This window comes from Streptomyces sp. NBC_00299 (genome assembly GCF_036173045.1).
Classification (GTDB): domain Bacteria; phylum Actinomycetota; class Actinomycetes; order Streptomycetales; family Streptomycetaceae; genus Streptomyces; species Streptomyces machairae.
In genome coordinates this window covers 77,561-93,546 of sequence record NZ_CP108040.1, presented here as the reverse complement: position 1 = coordinate 93,546, position 15,986 = coordinate 77,561, and the positions used below count along the sequence as shown (strand labels likewise).

Below are 15,986 nucleotides of genomic sequence, written 5' to 3'. Positions count from 1 at the left end.
AGTCTCGGGCCTGCATCCTCGCAGGAGAGCCCATGCACAGCAGTACCCAGCTCGACACCGCGACGACCGCCACCGGTTCCACTCGGATGCCGGACTCGCTGTGCACGCACACCCCGAAGTGCCCGACCGCCGACAGCCCGGACCGCGAGGCCGCCCACGCCGTGGCCAGGCACCCGGAGCAGGGCTGGAGCCTGCTGTGCAACGGCGTCCTGGTCTTCGACGACACCGGCGACCTGCTCCCCGACGGCCGGATCGTCAACCCGCACCGCCCCACCGACGGGGCGCTGTCCTTCCGGCTCACGGACGCCCACGCGCTCATCGGGGGCACGTCCGGCAGCGGGAAGACCAGCGCGGCGGCCGCGATGCACAAGGCGGGGGCCCTGGCCGGTACCGCCGTGCCCCCTCGATTGGCCTGACAGCTGCCAGATCCGCTCGTACAGATCGCCTACCACCACTGCGGCCGGGTCGGGCGGTGACGGGGAGTCGGACAGTCCCTTTCGGTCCCGCATGGCGGGAGCTGCGGACAGTTTCGAGCCCGCCCCCCAGCACTCCCCCGGACCCGCCGCCCGCACCGCGGGCGGCCGGCCTTTCAGCGCGGTCAGCTCCGGGAAGGCAACGGCCCCTCGGGGCCCATTTCGGCTCTGCCGACCGCCGTTTCGGGAGCAGCCGCCCGCGTTTCGGGAGCGGCCCCCGCCGTTTCGCGCCCACCCTGAACGACCCCTTCCGGAGGCCTCCATGACGATGACCGACTGGCCGCGAACCGCGGCCGAACCCGACCCCGAGGCGGCTGTACCGGCCGCCGTTTCGGGAACGCCCGAGCCGGTTTCGAAGACACCCTGCACCGTTTCGCAGGCGCCGGACTTCGCTTCGGGGACGGAAAGCGGAAGCGGAACGGAGACCCCCTCAGGGAAGCTGACGGGCACCCAGAAGTGGACGGCGGGAGCGATCGTCGTGGCCGCGCTCGCTCTCGCGGGCATCGGCTTGTACCTGTCCTTCGAGCACGTCGCGGAGTTCGCTCACGAGGAGCTCCGCTTCGGCTCGCTGGGCAAGGGGCAACTGTTCGCGGTCGGCGTCGACGTCGGCATCATGGTGATGATCGCGGTCGATCTGCTGATGGCCTGGCTCAAGCGTCCCATCAGCTGGATTCGCTACCCGGTGTGGCTGCTGACGGCCGCCACTGTCGTCCTCAACGCGGCCTCCGGAGCCCCGGAAGGGGCCTGGAAGCTGCTGGACTATGTAGCTGCCGGTGCCCACGGCGTCGTGCCGGTTCTCTTCATCATGGTGGTGGAGCTGGGCCGCACTTCGATCGACCGTGTCGTCCGGCCTGACCAGGACGAACGGGACTCGATCCCGTGGCTGCGGTGGGTCCTCGCCCCGGTCGCGACGGCTCGGATCTTCCGCCGGATGCGGCTGTGGGGTGTCACTTCCTACCCGGAGATGACCCGCCGCGATCAGCAGCTCATCGCTTACGAGCAGTGGCTCAAGCGCAAGTACAAGGGCGACATTTCCGAGGCGAGTGAGGATGAGCTGCTGCCGATGAAGATGGCGCCGTACGGCTACACCGTTGACCAGGCCCTGGCCATGCCCGATGAGCAGGAACAGGCAGCTCAGGAGCGGGAGGAGGAAGCCGAGCGGCGGCGCCTGGATGCGGAGACGCGCAGCGAGGTCGCCCAGGCGGCGTCCGAAGCCGAGCGGCTGCGCGCCAAGGGCAAGGTGGAGGCGGTCCGTGCGGAGGTCGACGGCCAGACCGGCCAGGCCCGCGCGCACGCTCGTGCCCAGGTCAGCGCCGCTGAGCGGGCAGCTGAGCGGGAGGAAGCGGCGCTGGAGACGGCCGTCATCGCCGAAGCTCGTGCCCGCGAGGCGGAGGCGGAGCGCAAGGAGTCCCAGGAGCGTGAGGCGAAGGCCGAAGCGGACCTTCGAACTGCCGAACTGGAGCGCCAGGCAGCCGAGAAGCGGAAGGAAGCGGCGGAGGCCGACCGGGTCGCCATGGCGGAGGCACAGGCGGTCGAGACGGAGCGTATCGCCGAAGCCCGGAGGGCTACGGCCGAAGCTGACGCGGCTGCTGCCGAAACAGAGAGGGGCGCTGCCGAAACGCGCCGCCTCGCCGCCGAAGCCGACCGGCTCACGGCGGAGGAAGAGGAGCGCACGTCGACCGCTCGCGCCAACACGCAGGCCGCCCGTGAGCGTGAGGCCGAGACCGAACTCCGTGCCGCCGAAAAGCGGCTCGCCGCCGCCGAAACTGAGCGGCGCGCGGTCGAAATCGAGGACACCGCGAAGCTGAGCCCGCGCGAGCGGGCGGTCCGCAAGGTCGCGCGCCTGGCGCTCGCGGCCGGCGTCGTGCCGGTCGGCCTCGGTCCCGACGAAATCCACCGCGAGCTGTGCCGGGTGATCTCGATCGCCGATGTCCAGCGCGAGTTCGACGTGTCGTCCACGGACACCGCCTCGAAGTACCGCCAGGAGGCCGTCACGCTGCTCGCCGGCGGCTACCACCCCTGATCCACCGTCCGGCACACACCAGTGAGGGCCAGCCCATCGGAAGTGGGCTGGCCCTCGCTGCGACTGCCGGAAGCAGTCGACAGCCCGACCAGTACACCAGGAGGGAATCCCAGCCGTGAACAGCAACAACGACCCGAACTACTCCCCTCTGCGCGACGTCGCGCAGAGCCCGGAGGCAACTGCCCGGTACCTGGCCGACGTTCAGCGGGTCCTGCTGGACATCGGCAAGAACCTGGAGACCCTCGCGGCCGAGACCCGTGTGCACCTGCGCGACACGCACGTGGAGGGCGACCGCTGGTACCACGCCAGGTTGCGCGCGCTGCCCGTCGAAAAGGCCCTCGGGAGTGTGCTCAAGAACCTGAACAACCTGACCGCGGGCCTGGAAAAGAGCGCCTATAAGCGCCGCGCCCACGACGAGGGCGTTGTGAATACGGTCAAGGACAGGAAGGAAAAGGAGCTGGAAAGGCAGCGGAAGAAGAACCCGCCGACCCTCCAGGCCGCCCCCCACCCGCCGCAGCAGGGTGCGCCGAACCAGAATTCCGGATATGGTGGTCCCACGTCGATTTACGACCTCGGTAGGGAGTCGGCGTGACGCGCCCCCTCAGCAGTGCCGAACGCTCCATTCAAGGACGGAACGGATGGCTGCAGGAGGAAGAGCGCAAGGCGATCGAAAGCCGCGGTGAAATCGGCCGGATGGAATTCTGGCTCCGCGTTACTCGGTCCGAAATCACCAGGGAAGTCAAGGCTGGGCGCGGCGATGTCATCGCCGCGTTCACGCTGGTCTGCCGCCTTTTCAAGCTCGTGCTGGAGAAGCGGCAGGCGGGCGACCCGCGGCTGTTCGACCACCTCATGCAGTACGCGGACACCGTCCTGAAGCAGCACGGCCCGCGTAACTGAGCGTCACCCGCGAAGGCCCCGCCGGACTCCGGCGGGGCCTCGCGCACGTAAAGCGTGCACACGTGCACGTGCACGCGCGTGCACACGAGATCCCACTGTCTGTCAAGTCCCCCTGAAGGGAGGTGCACTGTGTCCGACGAGTCCGACGACACCGGCGGCGGAACCCTGGTTCACGGTCCCTGGAGCGGTGATTCCACGTACGCGCTGCCGCCGATCCCGGATTTCATCGACACCATTCCGCCGCCGGAAGACATTCCGGAGGCTCCCCCGGAGCGTCCGGAGGAGTCGACGATAGAACTGCCGCCGATTCCGGCTGCCCCTGACCCGGCGATGGCGCTGCGTTCCGAAGGAATTGCCGCACCTGAAACCGGTGAAGACGAAGATGAATACGAGGAAGGCGAATACGAGCAGCCTCGTTCTCTCGCTGACCGCCTCGGTGACTGGTTGGAATTCCGGCTGGAAATGGAGCGGGCCAACCATGAAAGCGAAGCGCCTTTTCGTGAGGCTGAAATAGCCCGGAAGGCGGCGCTGCTGGAGGGCCGCACCGCGCAGGAAGTCGCGATGATGGAGCAGAACGGAAAGCTCCACGCCGCGATGATGAAAGCGAAGGGCGACAAGGCGGCGGCGCGCGGAAAGGTCGATGCCGACCGCACGAAGTCGTCCGCCTCTGGCCTGGGGGCGGACAAGGGCCGCTCGAAGGCCGGCGGCGGGGGCGGGTCTTCGCGTGGCGGGGGCGGCAGCGGTCCGTCCCGCAACAACTCGAGCCCGGGGCCGAACCGGTCCGGCGGCTCGCGCGGTTCCAACTCCGGCGGCCCCAGCGGCCGTTCGGGGTCCGGATCGACCGGGGGCGGCGGAGGCGGCAAGGGCGGCACGAGGGGCTCCCAGACGGGCTCTGGCGGCCGTGCAGCCGGTTCCGGGCGCAGCGGTTCGTCCGGCGGGTCGAAAGGCTCGCAGACGGGCTCTGGCAGCTCCGGCCGGAACGGCAACTCCAAGGGCGATGGCGCAAGTCAGACGTCCGGCGCCCGTGCCGAGCGGGTTCGCGGCCGCCAGGAGCGCGCCGGGGTCCGGCGGGCCGGGCGGCAGGAGCGGCGCAGCACCGGGCACGCCGCCGGTGTCGCGGACCGGACCAAGGACCGCGACCAGGCCCGCGCCCGGCGGCAGCAGGCGTGGGAGGACCGCCGCGCGAAGCGGCAGGAGCGGGACGCGGCACGGAAGGCGAAGCGGGAAGCCGCGGCGTCGGCCACGCCGGGCCGCACCACGTTGGGCCAGGCCGTCGGCAAGGAAGCCCAGCGCCGCTTGGACAAGCGCCGTGCCGACGCGAAGGCCGCCAAGGGCGCCAAGGACGCCAAGGCCGGCACCGAGAAGGTGAACCTGACCAAGGACAAGGACTCGAAGGCCAAGGGCACCGACGGCAAGGAGGGGAAGACCGCCAAGGACGGCCCGGACGCGGCCTCCAGCGCCGCGAAGGGTGGCAAGGCGGGCGATGCGCCGGGCACCGGCTCAACGGCCGGTGACGGGGCGTCTGACGGTGCGAAGAAGCGGCGCCGGTTCCGGTTCCGGCGCACAGGAGGCACGGACCGGGCCGGACGGCGTGGACGTACCCGCCGCTCCGGTCGCACCGGCCGTACGGGGCGCGGCCGTACGGGTCGTGCCGGTCGGCGCGGCCGTCCGGCGGACAGCCTGTTCGGCGCGGAGGACTCCACCCCGACGGTGGAGTGGCCCGACCGTCCCACCCGCCCGCCGCGCACCGACGTCAAAGGCGAGGACGACGTCGTCGACGCGGACCTTGTCCCCGACGGACCACTGCCGCCCGCGCCGGAACGGCACACCGCACGGCCCGGCACCAGCCGACCGATCAGCACGGAAGGGAGCAGCGTGAGCAGCTCGGAGGTCAGCAGGCCGACCGGCGCGGGCAACTTGGCCGCCCAGCACCGCACGGACATCACGTTCGACGAGTACCTGATGGAGATGGCGAACATCTCCATCCAGGCCGCCTCCGACCAGGAGCGGGCCGAAGCCCTCGCGGAGGCCCTCGACAAGGTCGCCGACGCCCTGCGGGACATGGCCACCGACCTGATCGGCGACCACAACGTCACCACCGAGGTCACCGAACTGATCTCGGACCTGGCCGACGCCGCGGCCCGCATGAAGCAGCAAGCCGAACGGTGCGCGACCGAGTGCGGACTGGCCCTGCAGGCCGCCAAGCTCGCGGCCGCGATGGTCGCCCGCGTGTACGGCGAGGACATGGCCGCCAAGGAAGACGCGGGCCTGAAGTACACGTCGGCCGCCGCCCACCACGACTAAGACGAGGGAGGAAACCCGCTGATGAGCAGCGATCTCGCACCCCGCCCCAGCGGCGCGGTGCCCGCGCCCGCCGACGGCGACCACCGCTACAAGGCCGTCCAGGCCAAGCTCGACGCCCTCGGGCGCGCGCTGGATGACGCCGGGCTCGGCCTGGAGGAGCTCGTGCGCAGTATCAAGAGGAACGCCAAGCGTGCCGAGGACGCCGCCCGCGACGTCGACAACGCCGAACTGGACCCGAAGTTCGTGGAGCTGACCAGCAACGTGAGCGTTGCCCTCGGGGGCGCCGGGGTGCAGGTCAAAAAGCTGCACGACACCGCGCAGGAGACCGCCGACCTCACCTACGAGACCAAGCGCACCCACTCGAAGCTGTACGGAGCGCTGGACGACATCCGCTCCAACCGGCGAGAGAAGACCCCCAGGCCGGGCTTCTTCAACCGCTGACCCCGCTCCCCCACCCACCCCGCCACGGGCGGCCCCGCACCAACTGCGGGGCCGCCCGTGCCTTTTCCCGAAGGAGAAGCTGGTGACCACGCCGCGCAGTGTCGCGCTCGAACGCCTCGCCTACACTCTCGCCGCGCCCGTGCTGGCTGTGGCCCCGAACCTCTACCCCGACAGCCCCGTCAACCATGTCGTGCAGCTGGCCGGGGCGGCCGGGATCGGCGGCTGGTTCCTCGCGGCCAAGAGCGATGAGATCGGCGCCGGACGCAAGATCCTGCGCTGGTCCCCGCTGGTCCTGGCCGCCGCCGTCGACGTCGCCGCCAAGACCACCACCGGCTGGGGTCCGTACTGGATGGACGCCCTGCTCGCCGCCGGTTGGGCGGCGGCCGGCTACCTGGTGATGCCGTTCTCCCGGCACACCCGCCGCCGCCACCGTCCCGCCGTCGCAGCCCCGGCCCTGCAGCCGGCGCCCGCCGAAGTCCTCGAGGAGTCGGTGGCGCAGCCGGACGACGGAGCCGACCTGCTCACCCGCGACGCCAGGGTGCTGTGGGAGCAGGCCGGGATGCCCGGCCGCACGCACATCGTCAAGGCCACCCGCCACCCCGGCATGCAGCACGACATGACGATCCTGCTGCGCGCCTCGGAGACCGGACGGCCCATCACCGGCCTGTCGGAAGCCGCGGTCGCCGCCCCGTTCGGCGTGCACTCCAGCGATGTCGTCCTGGCGGAGGTCGCCATCCAGCCCGGCCGCCAGGGCGGGCCCGGCTGGATGGAGGCCCGCATCACCCCCGACGCCAACGCCCGGCGGCGCACCAAGCCGACCGCGCAGGAGCGCTGGACGGACCGGGTCGGCGGGCCCAAGGGCGGCGCCCCGGGCTCCGAGCTGGTCCACAAGACCCGCGACGACGAACGCGGGGTGACGTTCTACCGGGCGAGGATGGCCGACTCCACCGAGACCCCGCGCATCGACCTGGCCAAGGTCTGCCGCGCGCTGAAGCTGCCCGAGGACGACTCCTGCGTGTTCGTCCTCATCGACGGCAGTGAGTTCCTGATCAGCGTGTTCGACTCCCCGCCGCTGTCGCAGATCTTCCGGGCGACCCGAGAGCTGCTCACCCCGGACGCCAAGGGCATGTATGTGTGCGGGTTCACCATCACCGGCCAGCCGGTGAAGACGATGGTGTACCAGCACGACAAGAACGCCGCGGCCCACGGCCTGACCCTCGGGGTCAGCCGGTCGGGCAAGACGCAGTTCTTCGCGATCCACATGGCCGCCCAGTCCCTGGACGGGGAGGTCGTGTGGCTGTCCACCGTCCGCAAGGACGAGAAGACCACGGTGCTCGGTCGGTACATCGACCGGCAGGGCTCGAACGCGCTGTGGATGGCCCGCTCGCTGCGGGCGGCGAAGGCGCTGTGTGAGATCAGGGCGGAGATGCCCTGGCCGCACGACGGTCAGCCGCACGACTACAAGCCGGGCGATCCGCGCTGCCCGTACCGGCAGCTCAACGTCTACGGCGATGAGTTCATGACCGCGGCGCAGGACGGGGACTTCGGCGAGTTCATCCAGAAGGACGGTGAGGACCTCACGGTCACCGGGCTGAAGTACGGCATCGGATTCAACCCGGCCGGACAGTCGCCGTTCGCGCATAACGGGTTCTCCACGGAGATGAAGGACAACCTGCGGCAGAACAGCAGGCCCGTGATCTTCAACATGGGTTCGCCCGGCGCTACCCGCAAGGCTGCGGAGGGCACCATGGAGAACGCCTACGACGTGCCGACCATCCCGGCCCGCTACTCCCGCAGCGAGGGTTCCGCGATCGAGCGGGCCATGCGCGGCGAGGCCGACCCGGAGAACGGCGTCAGCACGGGCGGCGTTGCGGTCATCGTCCTCGACAACGGCCGCGCCGTGCTCATGCGGTCGCTGTATGCGGACTTCGACACCGACCTGTCCAACCTGTTCCCCGACGAGGTCAACCGGCTCACCGACTACGAGATCAGCGAGCTGGAGAAGCGCGGCCTGTGGTTCGACTGGAACGAGCCCGTGCGGCCCGGCGAGTTCTGGCCCGAGCCCGAGGAGGACGACGAGGGCGAAGGCCGCTCCCGCCGGCGCGGCGGCGGAGGCGGCGGAAAGGGCGGAGGCGGGCGCGGCTCCAAGGGCGGCGGCCGCCGCTCCGAGCAGGTCGCCTCTCCCCGCCAGGCGCTGGAGGCCATCAAGAGCCTCACCGACGCCTGATCACACCCACCCATCCCCGGGGCTGGCACGCCCGAGTGAGGCCAGCCCCACCGACCCCTTGTGAAGGAGCATCACCACCGTGGCCCTGTCCATCTCCGCCGCCGTGCTGCTGGGCATCATCGTTGTCGTCCTGGTCAAGGGCGGCTACGTCCGCGTCGGCTCCGCGCTGGCCTGCGCGCTGTTCGGCTTCACTCTCGCCGCGACTGGCCTCGCCCCGGCCATCAACACAGGCCTTGCCTCGCTCGCCGGACTGATCTCCAGCTTCTGATTACGCCTCTGTCCACGGCGGGTCGTGCGTGTAGTTGAGTCCGTCGCAGAAGCGGCAGTCCCACTCCGAGGGCACCTCCCACTTGTCGACCCAGATGCCGACCTGCTTGCCCACGAAGAAGTTGTCCCCGCCGCACCATCCGCACTCGAAGACGAACTCCACCCGATCCCCTTCCCCTCGCCTGTTGATTCGAGGATGCCCGGGGCGCGTGTGCGGTGACTACCCACCGCCATCACCCAACTCCCCTTCTGCACGACGTCGAAGGGCGCCGCTGGACAACCACCAGCGGCGCCCTTCGCGTTCCCGCCAGGAGCTCACGATGCCCCACACCCCGCCCTCCCCCGCCACAGACCACCCCGCTCCGACTACCCAGGCCGCCGCGCCGCCGGTGGAATTGACCCTCGAGGAACGCCTGGCGTTCATCAACGCGGCGATGACCGTGCGGCTGGACGAAGCGGCCGTCGCCTACGAGGTCAACACGGCGCACATTCCCATCGAGCCCGTGGACCTGGCCGACGTCGTCACCGGCCCCGTCGACACCGGGCCCGCTCCGCTGCCGGAGCTGTACCCGACCCCGGTCGCGGCCCTTCTACAGCGCGCCCACCACCGCCTGCTCAACGGCGGCTGGTGCAAGGACGCTCTGGTCGACGAGGACGGCGCCCGCTGCATGCTCGGGGCCATCCGGATCGAGGCCCGCGGCAACAGCGGCCTGGAAGCCGACGCGGCCGCCGTGCTCCTGGACGCGATCCGCCGACGCTTCGGCGCCGACGTCGACTCCGTGCCGTCCTTCAACGACGCCCACGGCTCCGGCCGGATCCCGATCCGCATGGTCGACCAGGCCGCCGGCCTCGCCGACGCCCGAAGCCTCTAACCCTCCTGCTCCGGACAACCTGCCTCGCACCCGAACCCCTCGCGGTCGGGTGCGGGCCAGGCCGTCCGGCCTGCGCACCAATCTGCCCACCACACGAACCCGAACGAGGGAGTCGCCCCGCCATGCAGTCCGACGACAAGCCCACCAACAGCCAGTCCATCAACGGCCACCAGAACAACCCGAGCTTCTTCGACCTGCTCGACAAGACGCCCCCGCCGCCGGCCGTCGATCCAGAAGGTGACCCCGGCGTGACGCGCTTCGCCCGGATGAGGGCGGCGTGGGACAACTCCTGGAAGCAGGGCGGCTTCCTCTACGAGCGCTGGGAGGACGTCCGGCACGCACGGTCCGCGGGCTGGCACGGGATGAGCAACTGGATCAAGGCGGCCCTCAGCCTGGCCAGCGTGTGCGCGTTCATCATCGTGCTGGACGCCGCCGGCGACATCGTCTCCGCCCTGGCCCACCGGATCGCCACCGCGACCCCGGACACACAGCTGGCGTCCGAGACCTCCAACAGCTTCTGGGCAGTGATCGACACCCCCGTCCGCACGTACATCGCCCAGCACACCAGCGGCCTCGCCGTCAGCGGATCCGCGGTCTACGCCTTCTGGAAGGCAGTGGGCCTGTTCAGCCTGGTCGGCGGCTTCTTCCACAGCACCGGGGCCCGCATCACCTACACCCTCTGGGGCGCGGCCAGCGTCGGCATGGTGTGGTCCGCCTCCCCCGCCAACGGCCGCACCGTCGCCACCGGGATCGCGGTCCTCGCCTGGACCATCGCCTCCGTCTTCGCCCTGCGCGGCCTGAGCCTGCGCCCGATCACCCACACGGCCTTCCAGCCTCACATCGACATCCGCCCCGAGGTCCACATTCCGCCGCAGCCCGCCCCGGCCCACGACGACCTGGACGACGAACCCGACAACGTCCACCCGCTCCAGCGCTGACCCGACGCCCTGCCTGGTCCTCGCCCGCCCCCTGTGGGTCTGGCGAGGTCCGGACAGACACCTCAGGCGCCTAACTCGTCAAGCCTGCGTGTCTCCGGCGTCTTCGGCATCGAGCGCCGCGTCCAGAGTGTCTCCGATCTGGATGAGGTCTTCCGCAGAGAGCTTGGGCGGAGTCCAGTGGCGTGCGCGTGCGTGATCGACGAAGGTCTCGTCCAGCGGGACGTGGTAGCGCTCGACGTAGTGAGCGAGGTCTGAGTACCAGAACCACTCGCCGTCAGTGTGCAGCTCCAACGCGCCGATGAGTTCGTTGCTCAGCGCGTCATGGACTGGTGATCCGGTGACGGCAAGGGCAGATCCTGAACGGAGATAACGCACCAGCTTCTCCTCGCCCGGGGCGGCGTGCTCGCGGACCGAGTCGCGAAGTGCAGGGCCGTCGGGGCGACCATGTGCCAGTTCCTGAAACTCACCTAGGAACCGGTTGTAGGGAAAAGATTCACTGGCCATGCGCGGAAGCCTATTCACGGCCTGCAGCCCGGTCACGCCGCCTCTAGAGCCCCGTCTGTCCGAAGGCCTCATGGGCCAAGCCGCCGGCTTGCATCCACTCGGTACCGCACGGGCTGCCACCACTCGAACAGCTCCGTCGCGGATGCTGCCGCCGACGGATCGCTCTTAGTTCCGGATTAGGCCGCCTGGCCGCCCACTGCGCCCCGCCGACACCCGCACGACGTCGGTGGGGCGCAGCGCTGTCCACCGACGACTGGAGGAACTGCCCGTGCTCATCCCCCGACCGCGCCGCCGGATCGGCCGGCCCCGACCGAAGCATCCCGGCCCCCGCTACCCGTACCGCCCCGACTGGCGGCCCGGCGCCCGGAGCAGGTGATGCCGCGCCCGAGGAAGAAGCGCCGCCGCCGCGAGGTGACCCGGTTGCCGCGCAGCGATGCGGCGCTGCCCGAGTACGACCGCAGCGCGGTGCCCGAAGGGCTCGTCACCAGGCGCCAGTTACAGGACATGGGCCTCAGCCCCGGCGGCAATCAGGGCCCGGTCGCGATCCTGCGCTGCAAGCTGTGCGCCACCCGGCCGCAGTGGTCCTGCACCCACCCCACCCGCGGCTTCCTGCTCCGCGTCGACCTGGCCACGCCCAAACGCGTTCCGACGCTCGCACAGGAGCGGGCGCTGGACCAGGCGATGGCAGCCCGACAGACCTGCGGCGAATGCGGGAGGCGGTTCTACATCTGCCTCTCCAAGAAGCTCGGGTGCTGCCTGGAGTGCCACGACGGCACCCCCGTGGACCCCAGCACCCTCATGGCTCCCCCGGTCTCCGCCGCGCACCGGCTGGCCGCGTCGAACCCCGTCCCGGCCACACCGGCCGGGACGGGGCCGCACAACCGGGCGGCCGCAGCACCGGCAAAGGCCGGCCGCCCGCTCCCCAACCCCTTACGAGACAGGAGAAGCCCAGCATGACGCATCGCTCCGCCCTCTTCGCAGCCGTCCTCGGACTGGGCCGCGCCGGGTCGAACATCGGCGATCACTTCGTACAGTCCGACTACTGCGCCCGGGTCAAGGGCGCCACCGACGACAAGCCCGTCCACTTCGCCGCCACCCCGGACGACGAACCGACCGTCCACGGCACGGCCGACGGCATCAAGGCCTGCGCCTGGCACTGCCTGACCTACACCGCCACCCAGGCCCTCGCGGTCGGGGCCGGCGCCCGGGCCCTGGGCATCCGGCTGCACCCCGGAGCCGCCGCTGCCGCGCTCGCCCTGTCCTTCCTCACGCACTACGCAGCGGACCGAAGGGTGCCGGGCGGGCTCTTGGAGACCCTCGCCGCGAAGACCGGCAAGGCCAACTTCTGGCGCCTGGCCGACCACGGCCTCAACGGCGCGTACTGCCTCGACTCCGCCTGGCACCACGGCTGGGAAACCCTCGCCGCCCTGGTCGCCACCACCAAGGCGACCACCCGGTGACCAGCTTCCGCACCCGCCTGGACCGAATCCGTGCCTCGGCATGCATTGCCACCCTCGCTCTCCAGCAGATCGAGGACGACCTGAACGCTGACGACATCGACGCCCACGAACTCGCCGCGATCCTGCGCGAGCTCCACGAAGACATCGACGTCCCCGGCGGTCTCTTTCCCGCGCTCGCCCAGCTGGTCAGCACCGCCGCCCGCCGGGCGTACCAGATGGAGCCGGACCGCGACTGCGAGGCCTCCTGGCCTCTGCATGAGGCCGCCGCCCTGATCACCGACACCACCGGGCAGCGCCTGAACTGGGCTGCCCGCTCCCTCGACCCGCAAGGAGACGTCGAATGACCTCCGTGCTGTACCCGGAACTGCCCGAGAACGGGCTCATCGTGCTGATCGGCGCCTCCGGCGCGGGCAAGTCCACGCTGGCCCGCACCTGGCCGGCCTCGCAGATCCTCTCGCTCGATGGTCTGCGCGGCGTGGTCAGTGACGACCCCGGTCGGCAGGACGCGACCGGAGACGCCGCCGACGTCCTCAAGCTGATCCTGGAACGCCGTATGGCCCGCAAGCTCAACACGGTCATCGACGCGACCAACGTCGAACAGCCCGTGCGGATGGAGCTGGTGATGGCCGCCAAGCGGCACGGCATGCCGACCGTCGCGGTCGTCGTCGCCACGCCGCTGCCGGTCTGCCTGGAGCGCCAGGGCCCGCGGCCGGACAACCGGCGCGTGCCCGAGGACGTCGTCCGCGCCCAGCACCAGGCCATGGTCCACTCGCACCAGCGGCTGGCCGCCGAAGGCTTCAACACGGTCGTCTTCGCGGACGCCCTGTACCGCCTGGAGCCGTTCCTGAAGCGGCTCTCGCAGGTCCGGGAGGCCGACCTTGGGCGCGACGGGAGCGAGGGCCTGGGCGACCTTCTCCTGGTCCGCCGCTTCTTCGGCCCGGAGATCCTGCCGCTGTGGCGATGGCGGCCGGGCTCGGACCTGGTGACCGGCCGGGACCGCGCCGCGGAGATCCGCCTCGGGCAGCAGTACCTCACTCTGGCGTTCCGCGACGACGTCGACGACGAGGGCGACTTCGGCTTCGACGTCCTGCTGCCCTGCCCCTTCGACCCGGAGTGCGCCGGGCAGGCGTGGGCGCCGGTCTACTCGGTCACCGACCTGCACAAGGCGCTGACCGGAGCCATGGACACCGACCCGGACATCGTCTGCACCGTCCACGGCGACGGCATCGACGACGACCAGGACGACGACCCCGCGGGACGCGCGGAACCTCAGGCGCAGTACGCCGACGCGGTCGCTTGAGCCGCGCAGCCGACGGACCGCACCCGCACCCGCTCACCCCCGGCCTGGGATGAGTGGTCGCACGGCTGCCGGGACTGCCACCTGCCGCTCCAAGGCGAGGCCGCCGGCCTCGCCGCGCACCGCCGCACCGCCCACACCCACGCCGGTGACGCCGGCGACCCATCACGATCCGGCTCAACCACTGACCAGGAGGCCCCGTGACCACCCAGACCAAAGCCGACACCTTCGCCGCGCTCCGCGACTGCTTCGCCGCCGACCTCGCCGCCCTCATCGGCGACCACTCGCCTCGCGGCAACACCCCGAAAGCCTTCATCGACCTGGTCGAAGACGTCCGCAACGTCCTCGGCGCGTCCAGCATCAGCAACTGGCAGGACGCCAGCGAGGACCTCGACTCCGCCATCACCTACCTCACCGACGCGCTGACCAGCCCCGACGGTGACCAGCCCTCACTTCTGGCCTGGGCACGCACGCACCTGCGCGACGCCATCGCGACGGCCAGCTGAACCGCAAGCTGAGCGCACTCTGTGCCGCCCCGACTTGGGACCCGCCGGGCCGGGGTGGTCGCAGTGGCGCCTCAACCATGAGGTGCCCAATCAGGGGAGGTCCGCGATGTTGGTGCCTGGAGGCAGCCGGAGTCCGGGAGGCAGCTCCTGTAAGCCGAACCGCGGAGGATGAGTGAAGTCGGCTACTTGGGACAAGTCGACGATGCCGCCGCTGAAGCGGGCGGGGGGCACCGTGCGGTAGATGGAAGGGAGGTGGTGCTCCCCGAAGTTCACTGTGCTGCCGGTGAAGGTCGCACCGTTGAAGTCGATGGTGCTGGCGGAGAACTCAGCGTCCTCGAATGGGACTTCGCCTCCAGCGAAGGCAGCATCTCGGAAGTTCACGCGAGCGCCGGTGAAGCGGGCGCTGTCGAAGGTGACCCAGCCGCCGCTGAAGGTGGCACGGTTGAAGCGGACGGTGCCGCTGCGGAATTCGGCGAGCCGGAAGTAGACGTAGCTGCCGTCGGCGAATTCGGTCTCGTCGAAGACGATCTGGTCCGTGCCGTGCCCGGCGAAGAGGGTCTTGACGAAGAGGATATTGCCGCCGGTGAAGCGGGCACCGCGGAAGTCGGCCTCGTCAAGGACAGCGCCGGTGAAGTCGAGGTCGTAGCCCTGCCAGGACGCGGGCGCGCCGTCGCGCAGGTGGGCGGCAATGAGTCCCAGAACGGTCACACGTATCGCCCGCTCGCGCTGCCACGATGCCAGCTCCTGATCATCGGCGGGAGGATCGGGAGCATGCGGCATTCTCAGATAGCCGCACAGCACGTCGATGCACATCTGGCGTTCCTGCGGCCACTCATCGGCAAGCCGTGCCATCGCGTACGCGCCAGTCATGCGTACAGCCGGCTGGTCTGCCCCGAGTTGTTCGGCTGCGGCGCCGAACCGTTCGATCAGGGCTTTGTCGTACTCGCGGGCGTCCGTGGCTTCGCTGAGGTGCTGGCGTCGGTAGGCGACCACGAGGGCGACTACGCCGCCGACTCCTGCCACGACAGCCAATGCGATCTTGATGGCGTCGTAGGTGTCGCTGGGTTTGAGCGGGCCGGACACCTGCACTCGAGGGACCCCCAGCATCAGCCACAGGAGCCCCAAGACTGTGATCGCTGAGGTCACGGCCAACACGAGGACTACGGCGATATGCAGGCCTAATGGCCAGCGCATGACACCGCGCGGCGCCGGGTTCGAATTCCGCTCAGCTGCAGTCACGCTTGATCCCCCCGGCAGCGACCGCAGGCCCATTGCCTCGGAAGTAACCCCGTCAACGACCTCCCCCTCCCCTGCTCGTGACCAGCGTGGCGTGCCTCCTGCACCCACACCAGATCACCTCGCTTCGCTGGACTGAGCGCACTCTGTGCCGCCCCCGCCCCGTCCCGGACCCGGGGTCGGTGCCGTCGCAGTGGGCCCTCAATCATGAGAAGCAGGAAAGGAGATGGGCGTCATGGACCTGCCCTACCTCGAGGTCGACGTCCCCACAAGGAGCACCGCCCAGCCCGGTCGGGAAGGCGTTGTGACTGAGTGCTTCAGTTGGCCACCTGGTGCCTCAGTTGGCCACCTTGGTACTCAGGAGCCCGCGCCATGCAGGTTGAGGCGGAGTTACAGTCCAACATTGAGCTCACCCAGGCTCAGAATGGGATGTCAACGCAGGTCAGGCCTAGGTTCCTGATGCCGTCCGCGCTCGGCCGCTGCCTCTGTGGCCGAGCGCGGGATCGGGGCAGCTGTCAGTTTCGGCTCTGCCACCACAGCC

The 15,986-nt window shown here is 70.3% G+C and carries 17 protein-coding genes and 1 pseudogene; 15 read left to right on the top strand and 3 right to left on the bottom strand.

Features of this window, described 5'->3' with window-relative positions; all coding sequences use genetic code 11:
- Positions 1 to 98 precede the first annotated feature (98 nt).
- From OHT51_RS42680 to OHT51_RS42645, 8 genes and pseudogenes are all read left to right on the top strand, one after another.
- Positions 99 to 284: pseudogene (locus OHT51_RS42680) on the top strand (DUF5999 family protein); the annotation flags it as partial.
- Between the two features lie 451 nt (positions 285 to 735).
- Entirely contained in the window at positions 736 to 2,496 is a 1,761-nt protein-coding gene (locus OHT51_RS42675) for a DUF2637 domain-containing protein (RefSeq protein ID WP_328884697.1), read from the top strand.
- Between the two features lie 115 nt (positions 2,497 to 2,611).
- Positions 2,612 to 3,088: a hypothetical protein gene (locus OHT51_RS42670; RefSeq protein ID WP_328884696.1), complete on the top strand. Its 477-nt coding sequence runs from the start codon at positions 2,612 to 2,614 to the stop codon at positions 3,086 to 3,088.
- Positions 3,085 to 3,393: a hypothetical protein gene (locus OHT51_RS42665; protein ID WP_328884695.1), complete on the top strand. Its 309-nt coding sequence runs from the start codon at positions 3,085 to 3,087 to the stop codon at positions 3,391 to 3,393. Before OHT51_RS42670 ends, OHT51_RS42665 begins: the two co-directional genes overlap by 4 nt.
- Before the next feature lie 561 nt (positions 3,394 to 3,954).
- Positions 3,955 to 5,697, top strand: coding sequence for an ATP/GTP-binding protein (locus OHT51_RS42660; protein ID WP_328884694.1), 1,743 nt, complete (start codon positions 3,955 to 3,957; stop codon positions 5,695 to 5,697).
- 21 nt (positions 5,698 to 5,718) lie between these two features.
- Positions 5,719 to 6,138, top strand: coding sequence for a conjugal transfer protein TraB (locus tag OHT51_RS42655; protein ID WP_328884693.1), 420 nt, complete (start codon positions 5,719 to 5,721; stop codon positions 6,136 to 6,138).
- A gap of 82 nt (positions 6,139 to 6,220) precedes the next feature.
- Positions 6,221 to 8,365 (top strand): chromosome segregation protein ParM, encoded by a 2,145-nt coding sequence (locus OHT51_RS42650; protein ID WP_328884692.1) that lies wholly within the window; start codon positions 6,221 to 6,223, stop codon positions 8,363 to 8,365.
- A 79-nt stretch (positions 8,366 to 8,444) separates the two neighbouring features.
- Entirely contained in the window at positions 8,445 to 8,633 is a 189-nt protein-coding gene (locus OHT51_RS42645) for a hypothetical protein (RefSeq protein WP_328884691.1), read from the top strand.
- On the opposite strand, the gene OHT51_RS42640 is transcribed toward OHT51_RS42645, so the two are convergent.
- Positions 8,634 to 8,795 carry a hypothetical protein gene (locus OHT51_RS42640; RefSeq protein WP_328884690.1) on the bottom strand — a complete coding sequence of 54 codons (162 nt, stop codon included), beginning with the start codon at positions 8,793 to 8,795 and terminating at the stop codon, positions 8,634 to 8,636.
- 157 nt (positions 8,796 to 8,952) lie between these two features.
- Between OHT51_RS42640 and OHT51_RS42635 the strand changes: the two genes are divergently transcribed.
- Both OHT51_RS42635 and OHT51_RS42630 read left to right on the top strand, forming a co-directional pair.
- Complete coding sequence (locus tag OHT51_RS42635; RefSeq protein ID WP_328884689.1) at positions 8,953 to 9,504, top strand: DUF6197 family protein; 552 nt, start codon at positions 8,953 to 8,955, stop codon at positions 9,502 to 9,504.
- A gap of 122 nt (positions 9,505 to 9,626) precedes the next feature.
- Positions 9,627 to 10,442, top strand: a complete 816-nt coding sequence (locus OHT51_RS42630) for a hypothetical protein (RefSeq protein WP_328884688.1) — start codon at positions 9,627 to 9,629, stop codon at positions 10,440 to 10,442.
- 78 nt (positions 10,443 to 10,520) lie between these two features.
- Here the strand turns inward: OHT51_RS42630 and OHT51_RS42625 are convergent, their stop codons facing one another.
- A complete protein-coding gene (locus OHT51_RS42625) occupies positions 10,521 to 10,946 on the bottom strand; it encodes a hypothetical protein (protein WP_328884687.1) in 426 nt (141 codons plus the stop codon).
- A gap of 375 nt (positions 10,947 to 11,321) precedes the next feature.
- Here OHT51_RS42625 and OHT51_RS42620 point away from each other — a divergent pair, with 375 nt between their 5' ends.
- The 5 genes from OHT51_RS42620 to OHT51_RS42600 all read left to right on the top strand — a co-directional run bounded on the left by OHT51_RS42620 (position 11,322) and on the right by OHT51_RS42600 (position 14,209).
- Positions 11,322 to 11,903 (top strand): RRQRL motif-containing zinc-binding protein, encoded by a 582-nt coding sequence (locus OHT51_RS42620; RefSeq protein WP_328884686.1) that lies wholly within the window; start codon positions 11,322 to 11,324, stop codon positions 11,901 to 11,903.
- The gene (locus tag OHT51_RS42615; protein WP_328884685.1) at positions 11,900 to 12,406 is read left to right on the top strand and encodes a hypothetical protein; all 507 of its coding nucleotides are present in this window, start codon (positions 11,900 to 11,902) and stop codon (positions 12,404 to 12,406) included. Before OHT51_RS42620 ends, OHT51_RS42615 begins: the two co-directional genes overlap by 4 nt.
- Positions 12,403 to 12,750, top strand: coding sequence for a hypothetical protein (locus OHT51_RS42610; RefSeq protein ID WP_328884684.1), 348 nt, complete (start codon positions 12,403 to 12,405; stop codon positions 12,748 to 12,750). Before OHT51_RS42615 ends, OHT51_RS42610 begins: the two co-directional genes overlap by 4 nt.
- Entirely contained in the window at positions 12,747 to 13,706 is a 960-nt protein-coding gene (locus OHT51_RS42605; RefSeq protein ID WP_328884683.1) for an ATP-binding protein, read from the top strand. The genes OHT51_RS42610 and OHT51_RS42605 overlap by 4 nt, the downstream gene beginning before the upstream one ends.
- Positions 13,707 to 13,903: 197 nt before the next feature.
- Positions 13,904 to 14,209: a hypothetical protein gene (locus OHT51_RS42600; protein ID WP_328884682.1), complete on the top strand. Its 306-nt coding sequence runs from the start codon at positions 13,904 to 13,906 to the stop codon at positions 14,207 to 14,209.
- Between the two features lie 90 nt (positions 14,210 to 14,299).
- Here OHT51_RS42600 and OHT51_RS42595 read toward each other — a convergent pair whose 3' ends face one another.
- Positions 14,300 to 15,448 carry a pentapeptide repeat-containing protein gene (locus OHT51_RS42595; protein ID WP_328884681.1) on the bottom strand — a complete coding sequence of 383 codons (1,149 nt, stop codon included), beginning with the start codon at positions 15,446 to 15,448 and terminating at the stop codon, positions 14,300 to 14,302.
- Positions 15,449 to 15,986: the final 538 nt, after the last annotated feature.

What these genes read in the sequence shown, in the direction of transcription:
- OHT51_RS42655 (WP_328884693.1), top strand. Translation starts at nt 5,719, where the DNA reads ATGAGCAGCGATCTCGCACCCCGCCCCAGCGGCGCGGTGCCCGCGCCC.
- OHT51_RS42605 (WP_328884683.1), top strand. Translation starts at nt 12,747, where the DNA reads ATGACCTCCGTGCTGTACCCGGAACTGCCCGAGAACGGGCTCATCGTG.
- OHT51_RS42635 (WP_328884689.1), top strand. Translation starts at nt 8,953, where the DNA reads ATGCCCCACACCCCGCCCTCCCCCGCCACAGACCACCCCGCTCCGACT.
- OHT51_RS42660 (WP_328884694.1), top strand. Translation starts at nt 3,955, where the DNA reads ATGATGGAGCAGAACGGAAAGCTCCACGCCGCGATGATGAAAGCGAAG.
- OHT51_RS42625 (WP_328884687.1), bottom strand. Translation starts at nt 10,946, where the DNA reads ATGGCCAGTGAATCTTTTCCCTACAACCGGTTCCTAGGTGAGTTTCAG.
- OHT51_RS42675 (WP_328884697.1), top strand. Translation starts at nt 736, where the DNA reads ATGACGATGACCGACTGGCCGCGAACCGCGGCCGAACCCGACCCCGAG.
- OHT51_RS42620 (WP_328884686.1), top strand. Translation starts at nt 11,322, where the DNA reads ATGCCGCGCCCGAGGAAGAAGCGCCGCCGCCGCGAGGTGACCCGGTTG.
- OHT51_RS42630 (WP_328884688.1), top strand. Translation starts at nt 9,627, where the DNA reads ATGCAGTCCGACGACAAGCCCACCAACAGCCAGTCCATCAACGGCCAC.
- OHT51_RS42615 (WP_328884685.1), top strand. Translation starts at nt 11,900, where the DNA reads ATGACGCATCGCTCCGCCCTCTTCGCAGCCGTCCTCGGACTGGGCCGC.